At 65.0% G+C, this 17,530-nt stretch carries 11 protein-coding genes; 5 read left to right on the forward strand and 6 right to left on the reverse strand.

Annotated elements, in window-relative coordinates; all coding sequences use genetic code 11:
* Positions 1-304 precede the first annotated feature (304 nt).
* From QN397_RS08880 to QN397_RS08895, 4 genes are all read left to right on the forward strand, one after another.
* Complete coding sequence (locus QN397_RS08880) at positions 305-2,293, forward strand: PAS domain-containing protein (RefSeq protein WP_323500703.1); 1,989 nt, start codon at positions 305-307, stop codon at positions 2,291-2,293.
* Entirely contained in the window at positions 2,290-2,910 is a 621-nt protein-coding gene (locus tag QN397_RS08885) for a response regulator transcription factor (protein WP_323495026.1), read from the forward strand. Before QN397_RS08880 ends, QN397_RS08885 begins: the two co-directional genes overlap by 4 nt.
* A 173-nt stretch (positions 2,911-3,083) precedes the next feature.
* The gene (locus QN397_RS08890) at positions 3,084-4,001 is read left to right on the forward strand and encodes an alpha/beta hydrolase (protein ID WP_323495025.1); all 918 of its coding nucleotides are present in this window, start codon (positions 3,084-3,086) and stop codon (positions 3,999-4,001) included.
* Positions 4,002-4,049: 48 nt separating this feature from the next.
* Positions 4,050-4,661, forward strand: coding sequence for a hydrolase (locus QN397_RS08895; RefSeq protein WP_323500704.1), 612 nt, complete (start codon positions 4,050-4,052; stop codon positions 4,659-4,661).
* A gap of 12 nt (positions 4,662-4,673) precedes the next feature.
* Here QN397_RS08895 and QN397_RS08900 read toward each other — a convergent pair whose 3' ends face one another.
* From QN397_RS08900 to QN397_RS08920, 5 genes are all read right to left on the reverse strand, one after another.
* Positions 4,674-5,477 carry a class I SAM-dependent methyltransferase gene (locus QN397_RS08900; protein ID WP_323500705.1) on the reverse strand — a complete coding sequence of 268 codons (804 nt, stop codon included), beginning with the start codon at positions 5,475-5,477 and terminating at the stop codon, positions 4,674-4,676.
* Positions 5,478-5,552: 75 nt separating this feature from the next.
* On the reverse strand, positions 5,553-7,016 hold the full coding sequence (locus QN397_RS08905) for an efflux transporter outer membrane subunit (RefSeq protein ID WP_323500706.1): 1,464 nt from the start codon (positions 7,014-7,016) through the stop codon (positions 5,553-5,555).
* A gap of 34 nt (positions 7,017-7,050) precedes the next feature.
* On the reverse strand, positions 7,051-10,308 hold the full coding sequence (locus QN397_RS08910) for an efflux RND transporter permease subunit (protein WP_323495021.1): 3,258 nt from the start codon (positions 10,306-10,308) through the stop codon (positions 7,051-7,053).
* A 22-nt stretch (positions 10,309-10,330) separates the two neighbouring features.
* Complete coding sequence (locus QN397_RS08915) at positions 10,331-11,599, reverse strand: efflux RND transporter periplasmic adaptor subunit (protein ID WP_323500707.1); 1,269 nt, start codon at positions 11,597-11,599, stop codon at positions 10,331-10,333.
* Positions 11,600-11,730: 131 nt separating this feature from the next.
* Positions 11,731-12,633, reverse strand: coding sequence for an alpha/beta hydrolase (locus QN397_RS08920; protein WP_323500708.1), 903 nt, complete (start codon positions 12,631-12,633; stop codon positions 11,731-11,733).
* A gap of 193 nt (positions 12,634-12,826) precedes the next feature.
* Between QN397_RS08920 and QN397_RS08925 the strand changes: the two genes are divergently transcribed.
* Positions 12,827-13,744 carry a LysR family transcriptional regulator gene (locus QN397_RS08925; protein ID WP_323500709.1) on the forward strand — a complete coding sequence of 306 codons (918 nt, stop codon included), beginning with the start codon at positions 12,827-12,829 and terminating at the stop codon, positions 13,742-13,744.
* Positions 13,745-13,772: 28 nt separating this feature from the next.
* Here the strand turns inward: QN397_RS08925 and QN397_RS08930 are convergent.
* A partial coding sequence (locus tag QN397_RS08930) for a beta strand repeat-containing protein (RefSeq protein WP_416352321.1) occupies positions 13,773-17,530 on the reverse strand: 3,758 nt, incomplete at its 5' end.

The following is a 17,530-nucleotide window of genomic DNA, read 5'->3' on the forward strand; positions in this document are numbered from 1 at the left end:
GAAACCGAGCGGTCTCATGCGCTTACAACGTCGATCGAAAATGGCCTGTTGACGTGCGAAGAAATCTATTTCGCAAAAGGCGACGAACATTGAAAGCCGATTGCAAGGTCACGACGTCAGCGGTCACGACGCAAGTGCATTGCGACCGCAGCATCGGGTCGCCGCAGCGCACCGTCAGACCGAACGAATCGGCTCTCCTTCGTACGAACTAGACACGTCGATTAATGCGGCCTCCATGTGACACGGACCGCGCATGAGGACATCATTCGACGAATCGACCCTTGGAGCTGCTCGCTCTCGAACCATGAACCTCCGACCCATTTCGACGAAAGGCACAGCAACATCCGTCCGCCTTGAGGACGGGCACGATGACTTCACGGACCTGTTCGAGGAGGCTCCCATTCCGTATGTGCATGAGGCGATGGACTCGCGCTTTATCCGCGCCAATCGCGCGGCCAGATCGTTGCTTGGCGTCGAGCCCGCGGAAGTGACGAGCACCTTCGGAAGATCACTGATCGCTGACACGCTTGAGAGCCAGCAGGAACTGGACAACGCGTTCGCATCCATCCGCGAAGGCGGGCAGGTTTCGGGCATCGTGCTGGAACTCAGACGCAAGGACGACGGTCGTCCGATATGGGTCGAATGGTCTTCCCGGCCCGCGCCGAATGGGCTCTACACGCGCACGATGCTGGTCGACATCACACATCGCGTGCTGATCGAGCAGACCAAGGCTGCACTCGAGTTCTCGCTGGAGTCGGGACAGGTAGGGGATTGGGACCTGGACCTTGTTCGCAACACATCGCGACGGTCCCTGCGGCACGATCGTTGTTTCGGCTATACCCAACCGGTGCCCGATCTCGAATGGGGCGCAGACACGTTTTTCAAGCACGTCCACGAACAGGATCGCGAGAGCGTGGAGAGCACGATGCGCGAGGCTGTGGCGGCACTACGCGACTGGAGTGCGGAATTCCGCGTGGTCTGGGCAGACGGCAGCATCCACTGGCTCGTCGCCAAGGGCAACATCTATCGCACGACGGCCAATGGGCGCGCTGCGCGGATGCTCGGCGTGGTGATGGACATCACCGACCGCAAGCGGTCGGAAGAGGCGCTCGCAGCGTCGGAGCGACTCGCACGCGGCCAGGTCGACGCGCTGACAACGACGATCGAGGCGCTGGCAACGGAGGCTGATCCGGAGCGGCTGCTGGAACACGTGCTGTCCACGATCACCATGCAATTGGGCGCACACAGCTGCGGCGTATGGCGCAAGAACGAGCCTGACGGGCAGGTGCGTTTTGAATCTTCCTACGAAAAGGGCAGGCTCTTCACGTCTTCCGATCCTTCACTGACAACCGCCAGCCTGACGCTGCCCGTCGACGACGCAATGCCCTGGTCTGCAGTGCTTCGTACCGGCAGCCCGGGGATCATGGAAGACATCCGTGAACTGCGCGACTTCCCCTGGCGAGCGCGGCTCATCGAGCTCGGCGTGGTCACGATCCTGGTGATCCCCATGTCGATCGGAAGTCGGGTCGACGGCGCGGTGGGCATCCGGTTCACCGCCCGGCGCAGCTTCGGGGCACAGGAGATCGAACTGGCGCAGGCGCTGGTCAACCAGGCGATGCTGTCCATGCAACTGACGAAGCTGTCGGCACAAAGCCGCGAGGCCGCGGTGATCGCAGAGCGCAACAGGATGGCGCGGGACATCCACGACACGCTGGCACAGGGCCTGACCGGCGTCATCGTTCAGCTGGAAGCGGCGGCCGATGCACAGGCCCGCGGTCTGATGGTGGAGACCGACACGCACATCGCCCGGGCGAGCGGCATGGCTCGCGAGAGCCTCACCGAGGCCCGCCGATCGGTGCGCGCGCTGCGCCCGATCGAGCTCGACGACGGGAATCTGTGCGACGCGCTCGAAGCACTGATCCGCAAGATGACTGCCGGCACGACGGTGAACGCAGCTTTCGCACTGGAAGGAACGCCGGCCAAGCTGCCTTCCGAATGGGAAGACAACTTGCTGCGCGCCGTCAAGGAGGTGCTCACCAACGTACTGCGGCATTCACACGCGAGCGACTTCAATGCCCGCATTGCCTTCAAGTCGTCCGAAGTCCAACTCGATCTGCGTGACAACGGCTGCGGCTTCGATCCTGACGGCAAATTCGACGGCTTCGGCCTCTTGGGCGTTCACGAGCGTGTGGCAACCATGCGGGGCCGGCTTTCGCTCAAGAGTCGCCTCGGACAAGGCACTCACTATTCGATCTCGGTGCCACTGGATTCCAAACCGCAGGGCTCCCGATGAACACGATCCGGGTCCTCATCGCCGATGACCATGTGACTGTGCGTGAAGGCCTGGCGGCGATCATCGGCCGACAGGCCGACATGACCGTCGTCGCCGAAGCTGCGAACGGCGAGACCGCCGTCCAGCTGTGGCGCGAGCACCGGCCCGATGTCACGCTGCTCGACTTGCGAATGCCTCACCTCGACGGGGTGGGCGCCATCGACGAGATACGCCGTGGCGACGCGAATGCGCGCATTCTGGTGCTGACCACATTCGATACCGACAACGAGATCTCTCGCGCCATCAAGGCCGGTGCCAGGGGCTACCTGTTGAAGGATGCTCCACGCGAGGACTTGCTGAGTTTCATCCGTCGTGTGCACGCGGGCGAAACCTGCATTCCTCCCGCGCTGGTCGCCAAGCTCGCCGCGGGGCTCAGCGACGAGCCCCTTACACGGCGCGAGCTGGATGTGTTGACCATGCTCGCGCGCGGCAAGAGCAACAAGGAGATCGGCTCCGCCTTGTCCATCTCCGAGACGACCGTGAAGTCGCACATGCGCGGCATCTTCGCGAAGCTCAACGTGTTGAGCCGTACCGAGGCAGTCGCCACCGCCGGTCGCAGGGGCATCGTCGAAATCTGACGACGTCGCGCGCTGGCGTCCATCGCCTCTCGTTCTTTCGATGGAGACCGCTGCAGTCCCGCGGACGGGATTGAAATCCATTCGTGCGTGTCTGGCGCCCAGGCCATGTGCGACAGAGACTTCCTGCACCGGTCTCCCGTTGCAGGGGCCGACAACCCCCGAAGGAAATCCACATGCGCAAAGTCTTCTTTCTCTTCGCCTTTGCCTTCGCCGCGACCGTGCTGGTCTCTCATGCAAAGGCTGACGTCAAACCCTTTCCGGCGAGCTTCCACAACCAACGCATCACCACCAACGGTGCCACGCTGCATGTGCGGACAGGCGGTACCGGCCCCGCAGTCGTGCTGCTCCACGGCTATGGTGAAACCGGCGACATGTGGGAGCCGCTGGCGGCGCGACTGGTGCGCGACCACACGGTGATCGTGCCCGACCTGCGCGGCATGGGCCTGTCGGACCATCCGCCCGGCGGCTACGACAAGAAGACGCAGGGGCAGGACATTGCGGGCGTGCTCGACGCACTCAAGGTGGGCAAGGTGGACGTGGTCGGTCATGACATCGGCAACATGGTGGCCTATGCCTTCGTGGCCGAGCATCCCGAGCGTGTGACCCGGCTGGTACTGATGGACGCACCTGTCCCGGGCATCGGGCCGTGGGACGAGATCCTGAAGAACCCGCTGCTCTGGCATTTCCGCTTCGGCGGTCCCGACATGGAGCGGTTGGTCAAAGGCCGCGAGCGCATCTATCTGGACCGGTTCTGGAACGACTTCTCCGCCGACCCGAAGAAGTTCGACGAGGCGTCGCGCCGCCATTACGCAAAGCTCTATGCCCGGCCGGGCGCGATGCACTCCGGGTTCGAGCAGTTCCACGCCTTCGACCAGGACGCGATCGACAACAAGGTGTACCTCGCCAAAGGTCCGCTGACCATGCCGGTTCTTGCCATCGGCGGCGAAAAATCATTCGGCACGACGATGGCGAGCGTGGTCCGCTTTGCCGCGACCAACGTGCAGGGCGTCGTCATCCCGGCTTCCGGGCATTGGCTGATGGAGGAGCAACCCGAGGCGACCGTTGCTGCGATCCTCGGCTTTCTTCAATAACCCGGATCTCACCCCTTCCAAACGCAACCCAACCACCAGGATTTATCCATGACCTCTCCTAAGACAATCCGCGACCCGTTGACAGACCAGATGCTGACCCCGCAAAACGCTTCACTCGTGATCATCGACTTCCAGCCGGTGCAGGTCGGCTCCATCACCTCGATGGATCGCCGCATGCTCGTCGCCAACGTCACCGCGGTGGCGCGTACCGCCAAGCTGTATGGCCTGCCAATCGTGTTGTCGACGGTCAACGTAGAGACTGGCCGTAACCAACCGACGATTCATCAGATCATGGAAGTGCTGGGCGATGTTCGGGCGATCGACCGCACATCGATCAATGCGTGGGAAGACGAAGAGTTCGTTGCCGCGGTCAAGGCGACCGGACGCAAGAAGCTCATCATGGTGGCGCTGTGGACCGAGGTCTGCCTTGTGTTTCCGGCGCTCGACGCGATGAAAGCAGGATTCGAGGTCTACCCGGTCGTCGACGCGGTAGGAGGCACTTCGGAAGAAGCGCACCGTGCCGGGCTTCAGCGCCTGCTGCAGGCAGGAGCCCAGCCGACGAGTTGGGTCCAGCTCAGCTGCGAACTACAGCGCGACTGGAATCGGGAAGCGACCGTGCCGGGGTTCGCCGACATCGTGTTCGCAGTCGAAGGACACTGACCGACTTTTCCGCTAGATCGCGCGAGCCCGCGTCAACACGTAGTCTTGATGCACGATGTTTTCGTCGTAGTACGGCTCTGCCATGGCATCGAACTCAAGCCGAACCGAAGCAAGCTTTTCCGGCTCGCCGGCAAGCCGCTCGATCAGCTTCTGCAACGGCCCGATCGTGCGCTCCATCGACAGCCGGTAGTGCGACAGGCTGAGTGCCGGATACGCCATGACGCCTCGCTCGAAGAAAGGCGCATCGAAGCGAGCACCGAGGCGCTCGGCGATCACCGCCAGATTGCCCCATTGCGGCGGCGGCGCTGAACCCGAGGGCTGCGGCGGCGAATTGCGTCCGACGAACGCGAACATGCGGCCCACCATGTGCTCCGGCGGCCAGGTCGCGAAGGCGATACGGCCGCCAGGCTTCAGCACGCGACGCATCTCGGCGATAGCGACCTCGGGCCGTGGCGCGAACATGTGGCCGAACTGGCTCAGCACGACATCGAAGCTTGCGTCCGCATAGGGCAACTGCTCCGCGTCCCCCTCGGTCCATTCGATCTCTTCGTGGCCAGCGATGCGTGCGTTTTCATGCGCCTGTGCGAGCAGTTCAGGCGTCAGGTCGAGCGCCTTGACGCGCGCACCCGCGCGAGCCGCGGTGATGGCTGCAACACCGGTGCCGGTGGCGACATCCAGCACCTCCTCGCCGGGGGCAATGGCCGCGAATTTGACGAGGTGCGCTGCCACCGGCGTGGTGCTGGTCGCGGTTGGCCCAAACGACGCCCACATCTCTCGCTGGCGTTTTTTGAGTTCGGCAAAAGGGTCGTGGTCCATGCGGTCCTCCGTGTAATCCGTCGGAAAGACTGTATGCCTTGCAACGGTGAAGGCAAGACCCAAAAAGGCCTATGCCTATCCTTTCACGGTCACGTTTGCGGCCACCACCGCCGGCACATCCCACCCCCCACCCAACGCCTTGATCAGCCCCACCGTCGCCTGGTACTGCGCCGCCTTCACTTGCAGCGCGAGCCGCCGATTGCGCAGCTCGCTGCGCCGCGCGTCGAGCAGGTCGAGCTGGCTCACATAGCCGTTGCGATAGCGCGAATCCGAGAGCACCGTCGCGCGGCGCGACGAAGCAACCGCCCTCGCCTGCACGTCCGATTGCTCCTGCAACAGGCGCAGCGACGCGAGCTGGTCTTCGACCTCGCGAAAGGCCACGAGCACCTGCTCGCGGTAGCTCGCCAGTGCACCGTCGAGTTGCGCCGATGCGCCCTGCACGCCGGCCTCGCGGCGACCGCCGTCGAGCAGCGGCAACGACAGCAACGCGCCGATGCCCCACGAGCGCGCCGACCACTTGAAGAGATCGCTCAAATCAGAAGAGGCATAGCCGCCACCGCCGGTCAGCGCGATGGTCGGGAACCATGCAGTCTTGGCGACGCCGAGGCGCGCCTGTGCGGCTTCCATGCTGCGCTGCGCCGCCGCGATGTCTGGGCGCCGTTCGAGCACGGTCGACGGCAAGCCGGCTGGGATCGCCGGCAACGCTGTCGACCACTCGCCACTGTTCATGGCGAAGTTGGATGCGACATCGCCGGTGAGCACCGCCAGCGCGTGTTCGAGCAATGCGCGTTGGCGGTCGAGCGTCAGCGCGTCGGACTCGGTCGCTGCCACTTCGGTCTGCACGCGGGCGACGTCGAGCTCGGCGAGGTCACCGGCCTTGAAGCGCCGCTCGGTGAGTCGCAGCGTGTCGGCATAGGCATCCACCTGCTCGCGCACCAGAGCACGTTCTGCATCGAGCGCGCGCACGGACAGATAGGTCTGCGCCGTCTCGGCTTGCACCAGCAAACGTGCGCTTTGCAGCAGCGCCTCGCGTGACTGTGCATCCAGCGATGCGGCGTTGCTGGCGCCCGAAAGCTTGCCGAACAGATCGACTTCGTACGACACGCTGGCGCCAGCATTCAACAGCGTGGAAGGCTTGTTACTCAGGTTGCGATCGATGCCGGCTTGTCGGCTCGCACCGGCACCCAGGCCGACCTGCACCGATCGGTCAGCATCGACGGTGCGTGCCAGTGCGCGTGCCTCACCGAGCCGCGCAGCCGCTTGCTGCACGCTGGTGTTGTTGACGGCGGCCCGCTCGACGAGCTCGTCGAGCACCGGGTCATTGAACGCGACCCACCAGTTGCCGGCGGGCTGCGCAGGCGCTGCGTTGGTTGTCACCGCAGCGGCGCCCTTGGCGGTCTGTTCCTTGAACTGCACCGGCGTCGTGATGCCGGTCGACACTTCACCGGTCGACGCGCAGCCCGCGAGCACCAATGCAGCCACGAGTGGCAGTAGCGCGGTGCGCAGCGGGCGAGCGAAATACGAGAAATTGCTTGTCATGATGAATCTCCTTCTGGTCGCAGTAACGCGGCCCTTATTCGTGCGACCGATGCGGCGCAGCAGGCTGCGCATGCAGGCTGCCTCCACCACCAAGCACTGCGGGCGGTGCCTGTGAAGGTGAAGGCGACGGCGACATCGTTCCTTCGCCGTGCTGCGTCAACGGCCTGTTGCCCGCCAGCCGGCGCAGCACCACGTAGAAGACAGGCGTCAGGAACAGGCCGAAAGCCGTCACGCCGATCATTCCGGCGAACACCGCCACCCCCATCGCCTTGCGCATTTCGGAGCCGGCGCCGGTCGACAGAACCAGCGGCAGCACACCCATGACGAAGGCCAGCGACGTCATCAGAATCGGGCGCAACCGCAGTCGGCTGGCCTCGATGGCGGCCTGAATCGGAGTGCGCCCGGCGAACTCCAGCTCGCGTGCGAACTCCACGATCAGGATGGCGTTCTTGGCGCTCAACCCGACCAGCACGATCAGCCCGATCTGCGTGAAGACGTTGTTGTCACCCCCCGATATCCAGACGCCCGTCATCGCGGCGAGCAGGCCCATCGGCACGATCAGGATGATCGCGATCGGCAGCGTCAGGCTTTCGTATTGCGCGGCGAGCACCAGGAACACCAGCAGGATCGACAGCGGGAACACGAGGAACGCAGAGTTGCCGGCCAGGATCTCCTGGTACGTCAGCTCGGTCCACTCGAAGCTGATGCCCTTGGGCAGCGTCTCGGCCGCGATGCGAGCGACGGTGTCTTGCGCCTGGCCCGACGAATAGCCGGGGGCCGGTCCGCCGTTGACGTCGGCAGCAAGGTAGCCGTTGTAGCGCATGGCGCGCTCGGGCCCGAAGCTCGAGTTGACCTTCATCAACGCCGACAACGGCACCATCTCGCCCGAGTTGGAGCGCACCTTCAACAGGCCCACGTCTTCGGCACGCGCACGGTACGGCGCGTCGGCCTGCACCCGCACGCTGTAAGTACGGCCGAACTTGTTGAAGTCGTTCGCGTACAGGCTGCCGAGGTAGATCTGCATGGTGTCGAAGATGTCCGTCACCGGCACGCCGAGCTGGCGAGCCTTGGTGCGGTCGATGTCCGCGTAGAGCTGCGGCACATTGACCTGCCAGCTGGTGAACATGCCGGCCAGTTCAGGTGCTTGCGAGGCCTTGCCCATGAACGCCTTCACGGCCTTGTCCATTTCGTCGTAGCCGAGCGAGGCACGGTCTTCGATCTGCATCTTGAAGCCGCCCGTGGTGCCAAGACCTGCCACCGGCGGCGGCGGGAACATCACGATGAAGGCGTCCTGGATGCCGGCGAACTGCTGGTTGAGCTGGCCCGCGACCGCGCCGCCGCTCTGATCGACGCGCTTGCGTTGGTCGAAAGGCTTCAGCGTGACGAACACCACGCCCGAGTTCGAGCTGTTGGTGAAACCGTTGATCGACAGGCCCGGGAACGCGATCGCGTCTTCCACGTTCGGATTCTTCTTGACGATGTCGCCCATGCGATGGATCACGTCTTCGGTGCGATCGAGCGTCGCCCCATCTGGCAGCTGCGCGAAACCAATCAGGTACTGCTTGTCTTGCGCCGGCACGAAACCGCTCGGCACCGCCTTGAACAGGCCGAAGGTCACGCCGATCAGCGCGAGGTAGATCACCAGCATGATCGTCTTACGTGAGATCACGCCTTTGACGCCACCGCTGTAAGCCTCGGAGCCACGATGGAACAGCTTGTTGAAGCCGCGGAACAACCAGCCGAGGTAGCGGTCCATGCCGCGCGTCAGCGCGTCCTTCGGCTGGTCGTGGCCGCGCAGCAGCAGTGCTGCGAGCGCCGGAGACAGCGTCAGCGAGTTGATGGCGGAGATCACCGTCGAGATCGCGATGGTCACCGCGAACTGGCGATAGAACTGGCCCGTCAAGCCGCTGATGAAAGCCAGCGGCACGAACACCGCGACCAGCACCAGCGCGATGGCGATGATGGGCCCCGACACTTCGCGCATCGCCTTGTACGTCGCCTCGCGCGGACTCAGTCCTGCCTCGATGTTTCGCTCGACGTTTTCCACCACCACGATGGCGTCGTCGACCACGATGCCGATCGCCAGCACCAGCCCGAAAAGGCTCAGCGCGTTGATCGAGAAGCCCAGCACATGCAGCACGGCGAAGGTGCCGATGACCGACACCGGCACCGCCAGCAACGGGATGATCGATGCACGCCAGGTCTGCAGGAACAGGATCACCACCAGCACCACCAGCGCGATAGCTTCGAGCAACGTGTGGATGACCGATTCGATCGAGGCCCGCACAAACTGCGTCGGGTCGTAGGCAATGCGGTACTCGACACCTTCGGGCATCGCCTTGGCGATATCGTCCATCGTCTTGCGCACGTTGGACGAGATGTCGAGCGCGTTGGAACCCGGCGCCTGGAACACGCCCATGCCGACCGCGGCGTCGTTGTTGAGCAGAGAACGCAGCGAGTAGTCGGCGGCGCCCATTTCAAGGCGACCGATGTCGCGCAGGCGGGTCACGGCGCCATCGGCACCGCTCTTCACGATGATGTCGCCGAACTCTTCTTCGCTTTGCAAGCGGCCTTGTGCGTTGATCGACAACTGCATGTCGACGCCCGAAAGCCCCGGCGATGCGCCGACCACACCGGCTGCGGCCTGGATGTTCTGGCTGCGGATGGCGGCCACCACGTCGCTGGCCGACAGGTTGCGCTGCGCCACCTTCTGCGGGTCGAGCCAGACGCGCATGGAGTACTCCCCACCACCGAAGATCTGCACCTGGCCGACGCCGTCGATGCGGGCCAGCCGGTCTTTGACGTTCAGCACCGCGTAGTTGCGCAGGTAGTTGATGTCGTAGCGGTTGTTGGGCGAGACGAGGTGAACCACCATCGTCAGGTCGGGCGCACTCTTGATCGTGGTGATGCCGAGTCGGCGCACTTCTTCGGGCAACCTCGGTTCGGCTTGCGAGACGCGGTTCTGCACCAGTTGCTGTGCCTTGTCCGGGTCGGTGCCGAGCTTGAAGGTGACCGTCAGGGTCATCACGCCATCGGTTGTCGCCTGGCTGCCCATGTAGAGCATGCCTTCGACGCCGTTGATCGATTCCTCGAGCGGCGTGGCCACGGTTTCGGCAATCACCTTCGGATTGGCACCGGGATACTGTGCGCGCACCACCACCGACGGTGGCGCGACTTCAGGATATTCGGAGATGGGCAGACCGCGTAGCGCGATCAGCCCGGCGATGACCATCAACACCGACAGAACGCCGGCGAAGATCGGTCGATCGATAAAGAACTTCGATAGATTCATGATGCTTCTCCTCCGTCCTGGATCAGGACTTTTCAGCCTGCGCTAGACGTTCGTGCTCGGGCTCCGGCTTGGCCTGCGAAGGCACTTCGTTCTTGGCGTCCATCGTCACCGTCTGCGGCGCGACGAGGGCCCCGGGGCGGATGTGCTGCAGGCCATTGACGACCACGCGCTCACCGGGCTTCAGCCCCTTGCTCACGATGCGCAAGCCGTTGCTCGATGCACCCAGCGTCACCTCGCGGTACTCGGCTTTGTTGTCGGCACCGATCACCATCACGAACTTCTTGCTCTGGTCGGTGCCGATGGCGCGCTCGCTCACCAGCATGGCCTTGTCGGTGCGCGCCTGACCCATCCGGATGCGGGCGAACTGGCCCGGCATCAACGCGCCGTCGGCGTTGTCGAAGGCAGCGCGCACGCGCACCGTGCCGCTCTTGGCATCGACCTGGTTGTCGATGAGTTGCAGCTTGCCGAGCCACGGCGTGCCGTCGCTGGCCGCCGTGCCCATCTCCACCGGAATTTTCTCGATCGACCCGCGCGCGCTGCTGCCAGCGGTAGCGACGTCTTTGAGCGCTCGCGCGATCACGCCTTCGTCGGCGTCGAAGCTTGCATAGATCGGGCTGACCGACACCAGCGTGGTGAGCACCGGCGCACCAGGGCCGGCGGCCACCAGATTTCCGACGGTCACTTCGAGCTTGCCGATGCGGCCCGACACCGGCGCGCGCACTTGCGTGTAGCCCAGGCTCAGCTTGGCGGTCTGCAGCGAGGCTTGCGCGGCGCGCAGGTTGGCATCGGCTTCATTGCGGGTGTTGGCACGCTCTTCGAACTCACGTTGCGCGATGGCCTGTTCGTCCCACAGGCGTTTGGCGCGGGCCTGCTCGCTGGCCGCCTGCGATACGCGGGCCTGCGCCGCTGCGACTTGCGCCGCCGCACGCTCGACGTCGGCTGCATACGGCGCGGGGTCGATGGTGATGAGCAGATCGCCCGCCTTCACCAGCGCGCCTTCTCGGAAGTGCGAGGCTTGCACGGCACCCGCGACACGCGAGCGCACATCGACGCGTTCGACCGCTTCAAGCCGGCCCGAGAACTCGTTCCAGCCAGCCACGTCGCTTTCGGTCACGGCAGCGACCGACACCGGAATGCCCTGCGGCACGACGGCCACCGGCACGTTGCCGGCCTCGGCCTTGAGATACGGCAAACCCAATGCCGCCGCGGCGATGGCGAGCAATGCGGTCAGGCCGGTGACGGTCGGCCAGAGACCCTTGCGGGCCAGCGAAGAAAGTTCGGTTTTAGACATGATGAATTCGTCCTCGTGATGACTTCGGAAAATTTTGGAAAAGGCGTAGCCGCCCGGTGCTCTGGACCCGGGAAGCGGATCGGCGACCGGGGTTGCCGGTTACCGAAAAAAGCGGGAAGTGGGAACCGGCGTCAGCCGGTCTTAGAGGCCTGCGGCTTGGCAGGCTCGGTCAAGTGCGGCGCTGAAGCACTGAAAAACTCGCGAAAGTGCTGCTTCACGGTGACGCTGCAAACGCACTCCCCTGCCGCCGGGTCCGACAACGCATCGGGCCAGTTGGTCGCCGAGGGCAGCACGCTGCTCGTGACCGGGTTGCCGGCTTCGCGCAGGCGCCGCGCAAAGGTCAGCGCCTCGTCGCGCATCGGATCGTCGTCGCCGACCAGCACCAGCGTCGGCGCGATCTGGCCGAGCCGCATCGATGCGCTAGGAACCGCATACGGATGCACCGCATCTTTTGGGCTGCTCAGAAATTGCTGCCAGCCTGCAGCCCACTTGCACTGCGTCGCGTCACCGGTGGTTTCACGCAGCGATGCGGTACCGGCACACGGGTCGAGCATCGGCGACAGCAGGATTTGCCCTGCCAGCGGCGGATGGCCGCGGTCACGTGCGATCAATGCCACCGCGGCGGCCAGGTTGCCGCCGGCTTCTTCACCGGCCAGGAACACCGGTGCGCCCTTGCCCGCCAGCTTGACGCGCTGGCCGTACAGCCATTCGAGCACCGCGTAGGCGACCTCGATCGGCTCGGGGAACGGGAACTTGGGCGCCAACGGATAGGCAAGCGACACGACGACCGCACCCGCGTCTTGCAGCAGCCCGGCGACCATGCGCCCGCTGTCGAGGCCGCCGCAGGTGAAGGTGCCGCCATGAAAGTGCAACACCAGCGGCGAGGTCACACCGCGTTGCTTCAGGCCATAGGTACGGGCCTGCACCGGCTCGCGGCCGGGCAACGCGATCGTGATGTCGGCCACGTCGACGGCGTTCGCTGTCACGGCAGCAGCGGCGGCGTCAGCAGACTTGGACATTGAACGGGGTGACATGGTGGACCTGAAGGTGGGAGTTGCGGAGTCAGTGGAGGAAACCAGCGATGGATTGAATATAAGTCGCCGGGCGCGTCAGAAAAGGGCCTCTTGATCCTTACTCTGTTTCCATTAGAAGAACAATCAGTGCAAATCCACATGTGAGAATTCAGTTCGCCGGCAAGCCATGCCGCGCGCTGCCAGGAGCACCTCTATGGACCAGATCCAGGCAATGCGGGTTTTCGTTCGCGTTGTCGAAGCCGGCACGTTCACCCGTGCCGCAGATTCCCTCGGCCTGCCCAAAGGCACGGTCACCAAACAGATCCAGGGGTTGGAGGCGCACCTGCGCGTGAAGCTGCTGAACCGCACCACGCGCCGCGTCACTGTCACGCCCGACGGGGCTGCATACTTCGAACGCGCCGCGCGCCTGCTCAACGACTTCGACGACATCGAAGCCAGCATGACCAACGCGCAGGCCAACCCGACCGGGCGGCTGCGCATCGACGTCGGCACCTCTGTGGCGCGGCTCATCATCCTTCCGGCGCTGCAGGGGTTTCTCGATCGGTATCCGGACATTCAGGTGGACCTGGGCGTCAGCGACCGCCCGGTCGACCTCATCAGCGACAACGTCGATTGCGTCATTCGAGGCGGCGAGCTGACCGACCAGTCGCTGGTCGCGCGCCGCATCGGCAACCTGGCCTGGGTCACCGTCGCATCACCGGCCTACATCAAGCGCTACGGAACGCCGACGCACCCGAACGACATAGAAAAGCGGCACCTGCTGGTCGGCTTTTTCTCGGGCAGCACGCGCCGCCTGTACCCGCACGAGTTCCAGAAGGGCGACGAGCTGGTCGAGCTCACCGGACCGTACCGCGTGTCGGTCAACGAAGGCAACGCGCACCTCGGCGCGGTGCTGGGCGGCTTCGGCATTTCGCAGTGCATCACTTACGTGGCCGAGCCCTACCTGGCGAGCGGCGAGCTGGTGCGGGTGCTGCCGGATTGGACCGTGCCGCCGTTACCGGTGCATGTGGTCTACCCGCCCAACCGGCACCTGAGCGCAAAGGTACGTGCCTTCGTCGACTGGGCGGCTGATCTGTTTGCGAAGAACCCGAAGCTGCAAGGGCACAGCTGAAGGCCGGAAGGCATCGACCGCGCTGGCCTCAGTTGACCTTGACCTGAAACAGCACGGTGCCGGTGCCGCCCGGTGCCAGCGAGCCGGTGAACTTCCAATCGAGGGGGCCGGTGCCGCCAGTGGCTTGCGCTGTCGGGCATGTGACGGTCGCTGCGGGCAGCGGGTTGGCTGGCGTGGTCTTCGCGCAGGCCGTCAGCGTGCTCGGCGTGCTACCGGCCAGGGCGCTCACGAAGCTCGAGTAGGCCGGCGTCGTGTCGTTGATCGCCAGGGTGCTGATCGGTGCGGCGGCGTTGTTGGTGTAGGTGATGCGATATTCCAGCGTCTCACCCGACTTGGCCTGGTTGTTGATGCCGAAGACGCCGGCCTGCGTCACGTTGCGCACTTCCTTTTTAAGATCGAGCGCGGCGCTGCTGACCTTGGTCACATCCGTCACCTGGTAACTGGCCGACAGCGCTGGGGCGGCGTTGGTGAAGGCGAAGCCTGCCTGCACCGTGACGGTATCGATGTAGCCGCTCTGCGCCGTCGCCGGGATGAACTCCTGCATCACGATGCAGACCTGCTGGCCTGCCACCACTGTCGTCGGCGCCGCTGGCGGGTACAACACTGCAGCGCCTGCTTGCAGCGTGCCGGTGCAACCAACATCGTTAAGAACCTTCTCGTTCCAGCCATTGAGGGCCGGGGTCGTCACCGACGACGCAATCGAGAAACTCACCACGCCGCCGGTCTGCGCAGTAAAGGTGTGGGCATAGACCACCGTGTTGCCGGGCAGACCGGTCTTGACACCATCGGCAGCAAACGTATTGGCGTCGACGTCTCCGAAGTTCAGTCCACTGTGCCCGACGCCGTTAAATGCGAAGGCGATGCGGTCGGGCGCGCCGGTGCGCGCGTAGCTGTAGCTGGTGCCGCCGACCGTCACGGCGAAGCCTGAGGGCAAGGCCGTGGTGCTGACCGAAGCGCCGGTGGAAACGCGCACGCCCGGGTTGGTTTCTTCCACGCACAGTGGCGCCCCGGCTGCGACGCTGCCGGGCACGATCAAGGCGTAGCTGCCACTTCCGCTCGTGAGACCCTGCGCATACACCGTGCCGGAACAGTTGGTCAGCCTGACGATTACGCCGGCCATGCCCGCTTCGCTGCCGTTCATGACCCCGTCGTTCGGCATCCCGCTGCCCACGCCGTTGTCGGTGAAGACGCGGCCCGTGATGCTGAAGCCGAAGGCGTTGATGAAGGTGCAGCTGAACGCCGCGCCGTTGACCATGTTGGCCGCCGGAATGCTCAGCACATTGCCGGACAGCGTACCTAGCGGCCCGCTCGGGTTGCCGCTCGTGGCGGTCTGCGAATCGACGCAGCTGGCGCTGACCGGGTTGGCTGGCCAGCCGGCGGGCGGGGTTTCAGCCATGCTCACCGCCGTGGCCGCCGTGCCGGTGATCGTCGCCGCACCGCTGACCGTGCCGGCGCCCACCACCGTGATGTTGTCGCCGGGCTGGCTCAGTCCGCCCAGCGCGAAGCTGAAGACGTTGCTGCCCGTGCCGCTCACTGTTGTCTTGACGATCTGCACCCGGGGGCTGGGCGATGCGGTGTTGGTGAAGGTGCAGGTATAGGACGCACCGGCGCGCATGTTGGCTGCGGGAATCGTCGCGGTCGTGTTGGTCGAACTGATTGCTACCGTGTTGCCGGTAACGGCGCTGTTGCCGTCCACGCAGCTGGTGCTGGTGGTGTAGCTCGCAACGGCTGTTTCAGTGGCGCTTGCCGCTGCGCCCACCGTGCCGGTGTGGTTGGCGGCGGAGGTCGCCGTGGCGCCTGACGTCACGGTCGTGATGCTGTCGCTGGTATTGCTGACGCCGACCAGGGTGAAGGCGAACGAGCCGGTGCCGCCGACCGAGTTCTTGGCCAGCGTGACCGTTGGCGCGGCCGCCACGACGTCGGTGTCCGTGGCCGAGCACGCGTCGGTGCCGGCGTTGAATGTGCCGCCGGTTGCCGCACAGCTGCTGCCGGTATTGGTTGCCACCGTGGCAGTGGCGACGTTGCTGACCGAGGCGCCCACGGCCGCCGTGACCGTGGCGTTGACCGTCAGCTGGTAGCTGCCGCCAGCCGGAATGCTGGGCGTGGTGAAGCCGGCCTGCAAGGCTGCGACCGAGGGCGGTGTGGTGCATACGCCTGGCACGGCACCGCAGGCGACTGTCGTCTTGTTCAAGCCCGTTGCAACCGGGTCGACCAGCGCGACGGTGGACGCCACCGCTCCGCTGTTGGTCACTGTGACCACATAGGCTGTGCTCGCGCCGGTCATGACGCTGCTCACGCCGTCGGCCTTCGTCACCGACATATCGGGCCGGGCCGTGTTGGTGAAGGTGCAGGTAATCACTGCACTGCCGCGCATGGCCGTGGCGGGCAGGCTGGCCGTGTTGCCGCTCAGCGTGGCCAGGTTGGTCGTGGTGTTGCCGCTGGCCGCGGTATTGGCGTCGAGGCAGCTCACACCGGTCGGGTTGGTCGGCCAGCCCGTGGGCACGCTCGACTCCTGCATCGTGACGGCCGTGCCGACGGAGCCGACCTGCGTGGTACCAGAGGCCACCGTCGCTGCGCCCGTTACCACCACGGTGTCGCTGGTGTTGCCTAGGCCGGACAACGTGTACCCAAAGCTGTTGCTGCCCGTGCCGTTCGTGGTCGTCTTGGCCAGCTTGACAGTGGGCGCAGGCGCCACCATGAGGCACTGGGCCGTGACGCCGTTGAAGAAGTTGGCCGAGAGACCGGTGACGTTGGTAGTGGTATTTGTGAATGCGGCGGGATTGGTGCTGCAACTGGCATTGGTGGCACCTGCGAGATTGGTCACGGCGACCGTCACCGTGCAACTGCTCGTTCCCGCAGGAACGGCCGCATTCGTGACCGTGATGGCCGTACCGCCCGCCGCTGCGGCCGTTGCCGTACTGGCGTTGGTGCAGGTTCCCCCGATGGCAGGCACGGCCGCAATGCGCAGGCTCGACGGCAGGGTGTCGGTAAAGCTTGCCGTCGTGGCCGCTCCGTTGGCGGGATTGGTCAACGTGAACGTCAGGGTGGTGCTGCCGCCCGGCACGATCGACGGTGTCGCGAAGGCCTTGGTCAGGGTGCGCTGTGCGTTGACGAAAGTACAGCTGATGTCCGCCCCGTTGCGCATGGCGGCCGCCGGGATGCTGATGCTGGTGACGTCCGCCACCCCGCTTTGCGCGACCGGATTGGTGTTGCCAGTGATCGCCGTATTGGCGTCGTTGCAAACGATGCCGGTCACGAAAAAGCTGGCGGGAATGGTCGACTCGGCCACGCTCTGGCTGGTGTTCAAGGTGCCCATGCGTTGCGCACCGATCACGGTCGCGGCATCGACGACGCTGATGGCGGTGGTACCGGCTGCGACCCCGGCCGTGGTCGTGAGGCCAGCGTGGGTGAAATTGAAGGCGTTGGTGCCCGTGCTGCCGGCCGTCGTTGTCTTGACCATCTTGACCAGTGGCGCATTCCATTGCACCACCACGCGACCGTTGCCCCCCTGAGCGCCAGACCCATTGCCTACCGCCGTGGGCTGCGCTGCGGCACCACCGTAATAGGTGTCGCCGCTATTGGGGGCCCCGCCGCTACTCGGCGCTTGCACCCAAGGGGCGGTGGCGAAAGAACCGGAACCGCCGAGGATGTAGGCCGACAGGAAGCTCGAGCCCCAGCCGCCCGCCGTGTCGTCGCACCGGTTGGTGGCAGAGCCGCCACCGCCGCCGTAATAGCCAGCGCCGCCACCCGAACTGTCGCCCCCGCCGCCCATGCCTGCCGCTGACG

Source organism: Variovorax sp. RTB1 (genome assembly GCF_035018765.1).
Taxonomy (GTDB): domain Bacteria; phylum Pseudomonadota; class Gammaproteobacteria; order Burkholderiales; family Burkholderiaceae_C; genus Variovorax.

What these genes read in the sequence shown, in the direction of transcription:
- QN397_RS08880 (WP_323500703.1), top strand. Translation starts at nt 305, where the DNA reads ATGAACCTCCGACCCATTTCGACGAAAGGCACAGCAACATCCGTCCGC.
- QN397_RS08885 (WP_323495026.1), top strand. Translation starts at nt 2,290, where the DNA reads ATGAACACGATCCGGGTCCTCATCGCCGATGACCATGTGACTGTGCGT.
- QN397_RS08890 (WP_323495025.1), top strand. Translation starts at nt 3,084, where the DNA reads ATGCGCAAAGTCTTCTTTCTCTTCGCCTTTGCCTTCGCCGCGACCGTG.
- QN397_RS08895 (WP_323500704.1), top strand. Translation starts at nt 4,050, where the DNA reads ATGACCTCTCCTAAGACAATCCGCGACCCGTTGACAGACCAGATGCTG.
- QN397_RS08900 (WP_323500705.1), bottom strand. Translation starts at nt 5,477, where the DNA reads ATGGACCACGACCCTTTTGCCGAACTCAAAAAACGCCAGCGAGAGATG.
- QN397_RS08905 (WP_323500706.1), bottom strand. Translation starts at nt 7,016, where the DNA reads ATGACAAGCAATTTCTCGTATTTCGCTCGCCCGCTGCGCACCGCGCTA.
- QN397_RS08910 (WP_323495021.1), bottom strand. Translation starts at nt 10,308, where the DNA reads ATGAATCTATCGAAGTTCTTTATCGATCGACCGATCTTCGCCGGCGTT.
- QN397_RS08915 (WP_323500707.1), bottom strand. Translation starts at nt 11,599, where the DNA reads ATGTCTAAAACCGAACTTTCTTCGCTGGCCCGCAAGGGTCTCTGGCCG.
- QN397_RS08920 (WP_323500708.1), bottom strand. Translation starts at nt 12,633, where the DNA reads ATGTCACCCCGTTCAATGTCCAAGTCTGCTGACGCCGCCGCTGCTGCC.
- QN397_RS08925 (WP_323500709.1), top strand. Translation starts at nt 12,827, where the DNA reads ATGGACCAGATCCAGGCAATGCGGGTTTTCGTTCGCGTTGTCGAAGCC.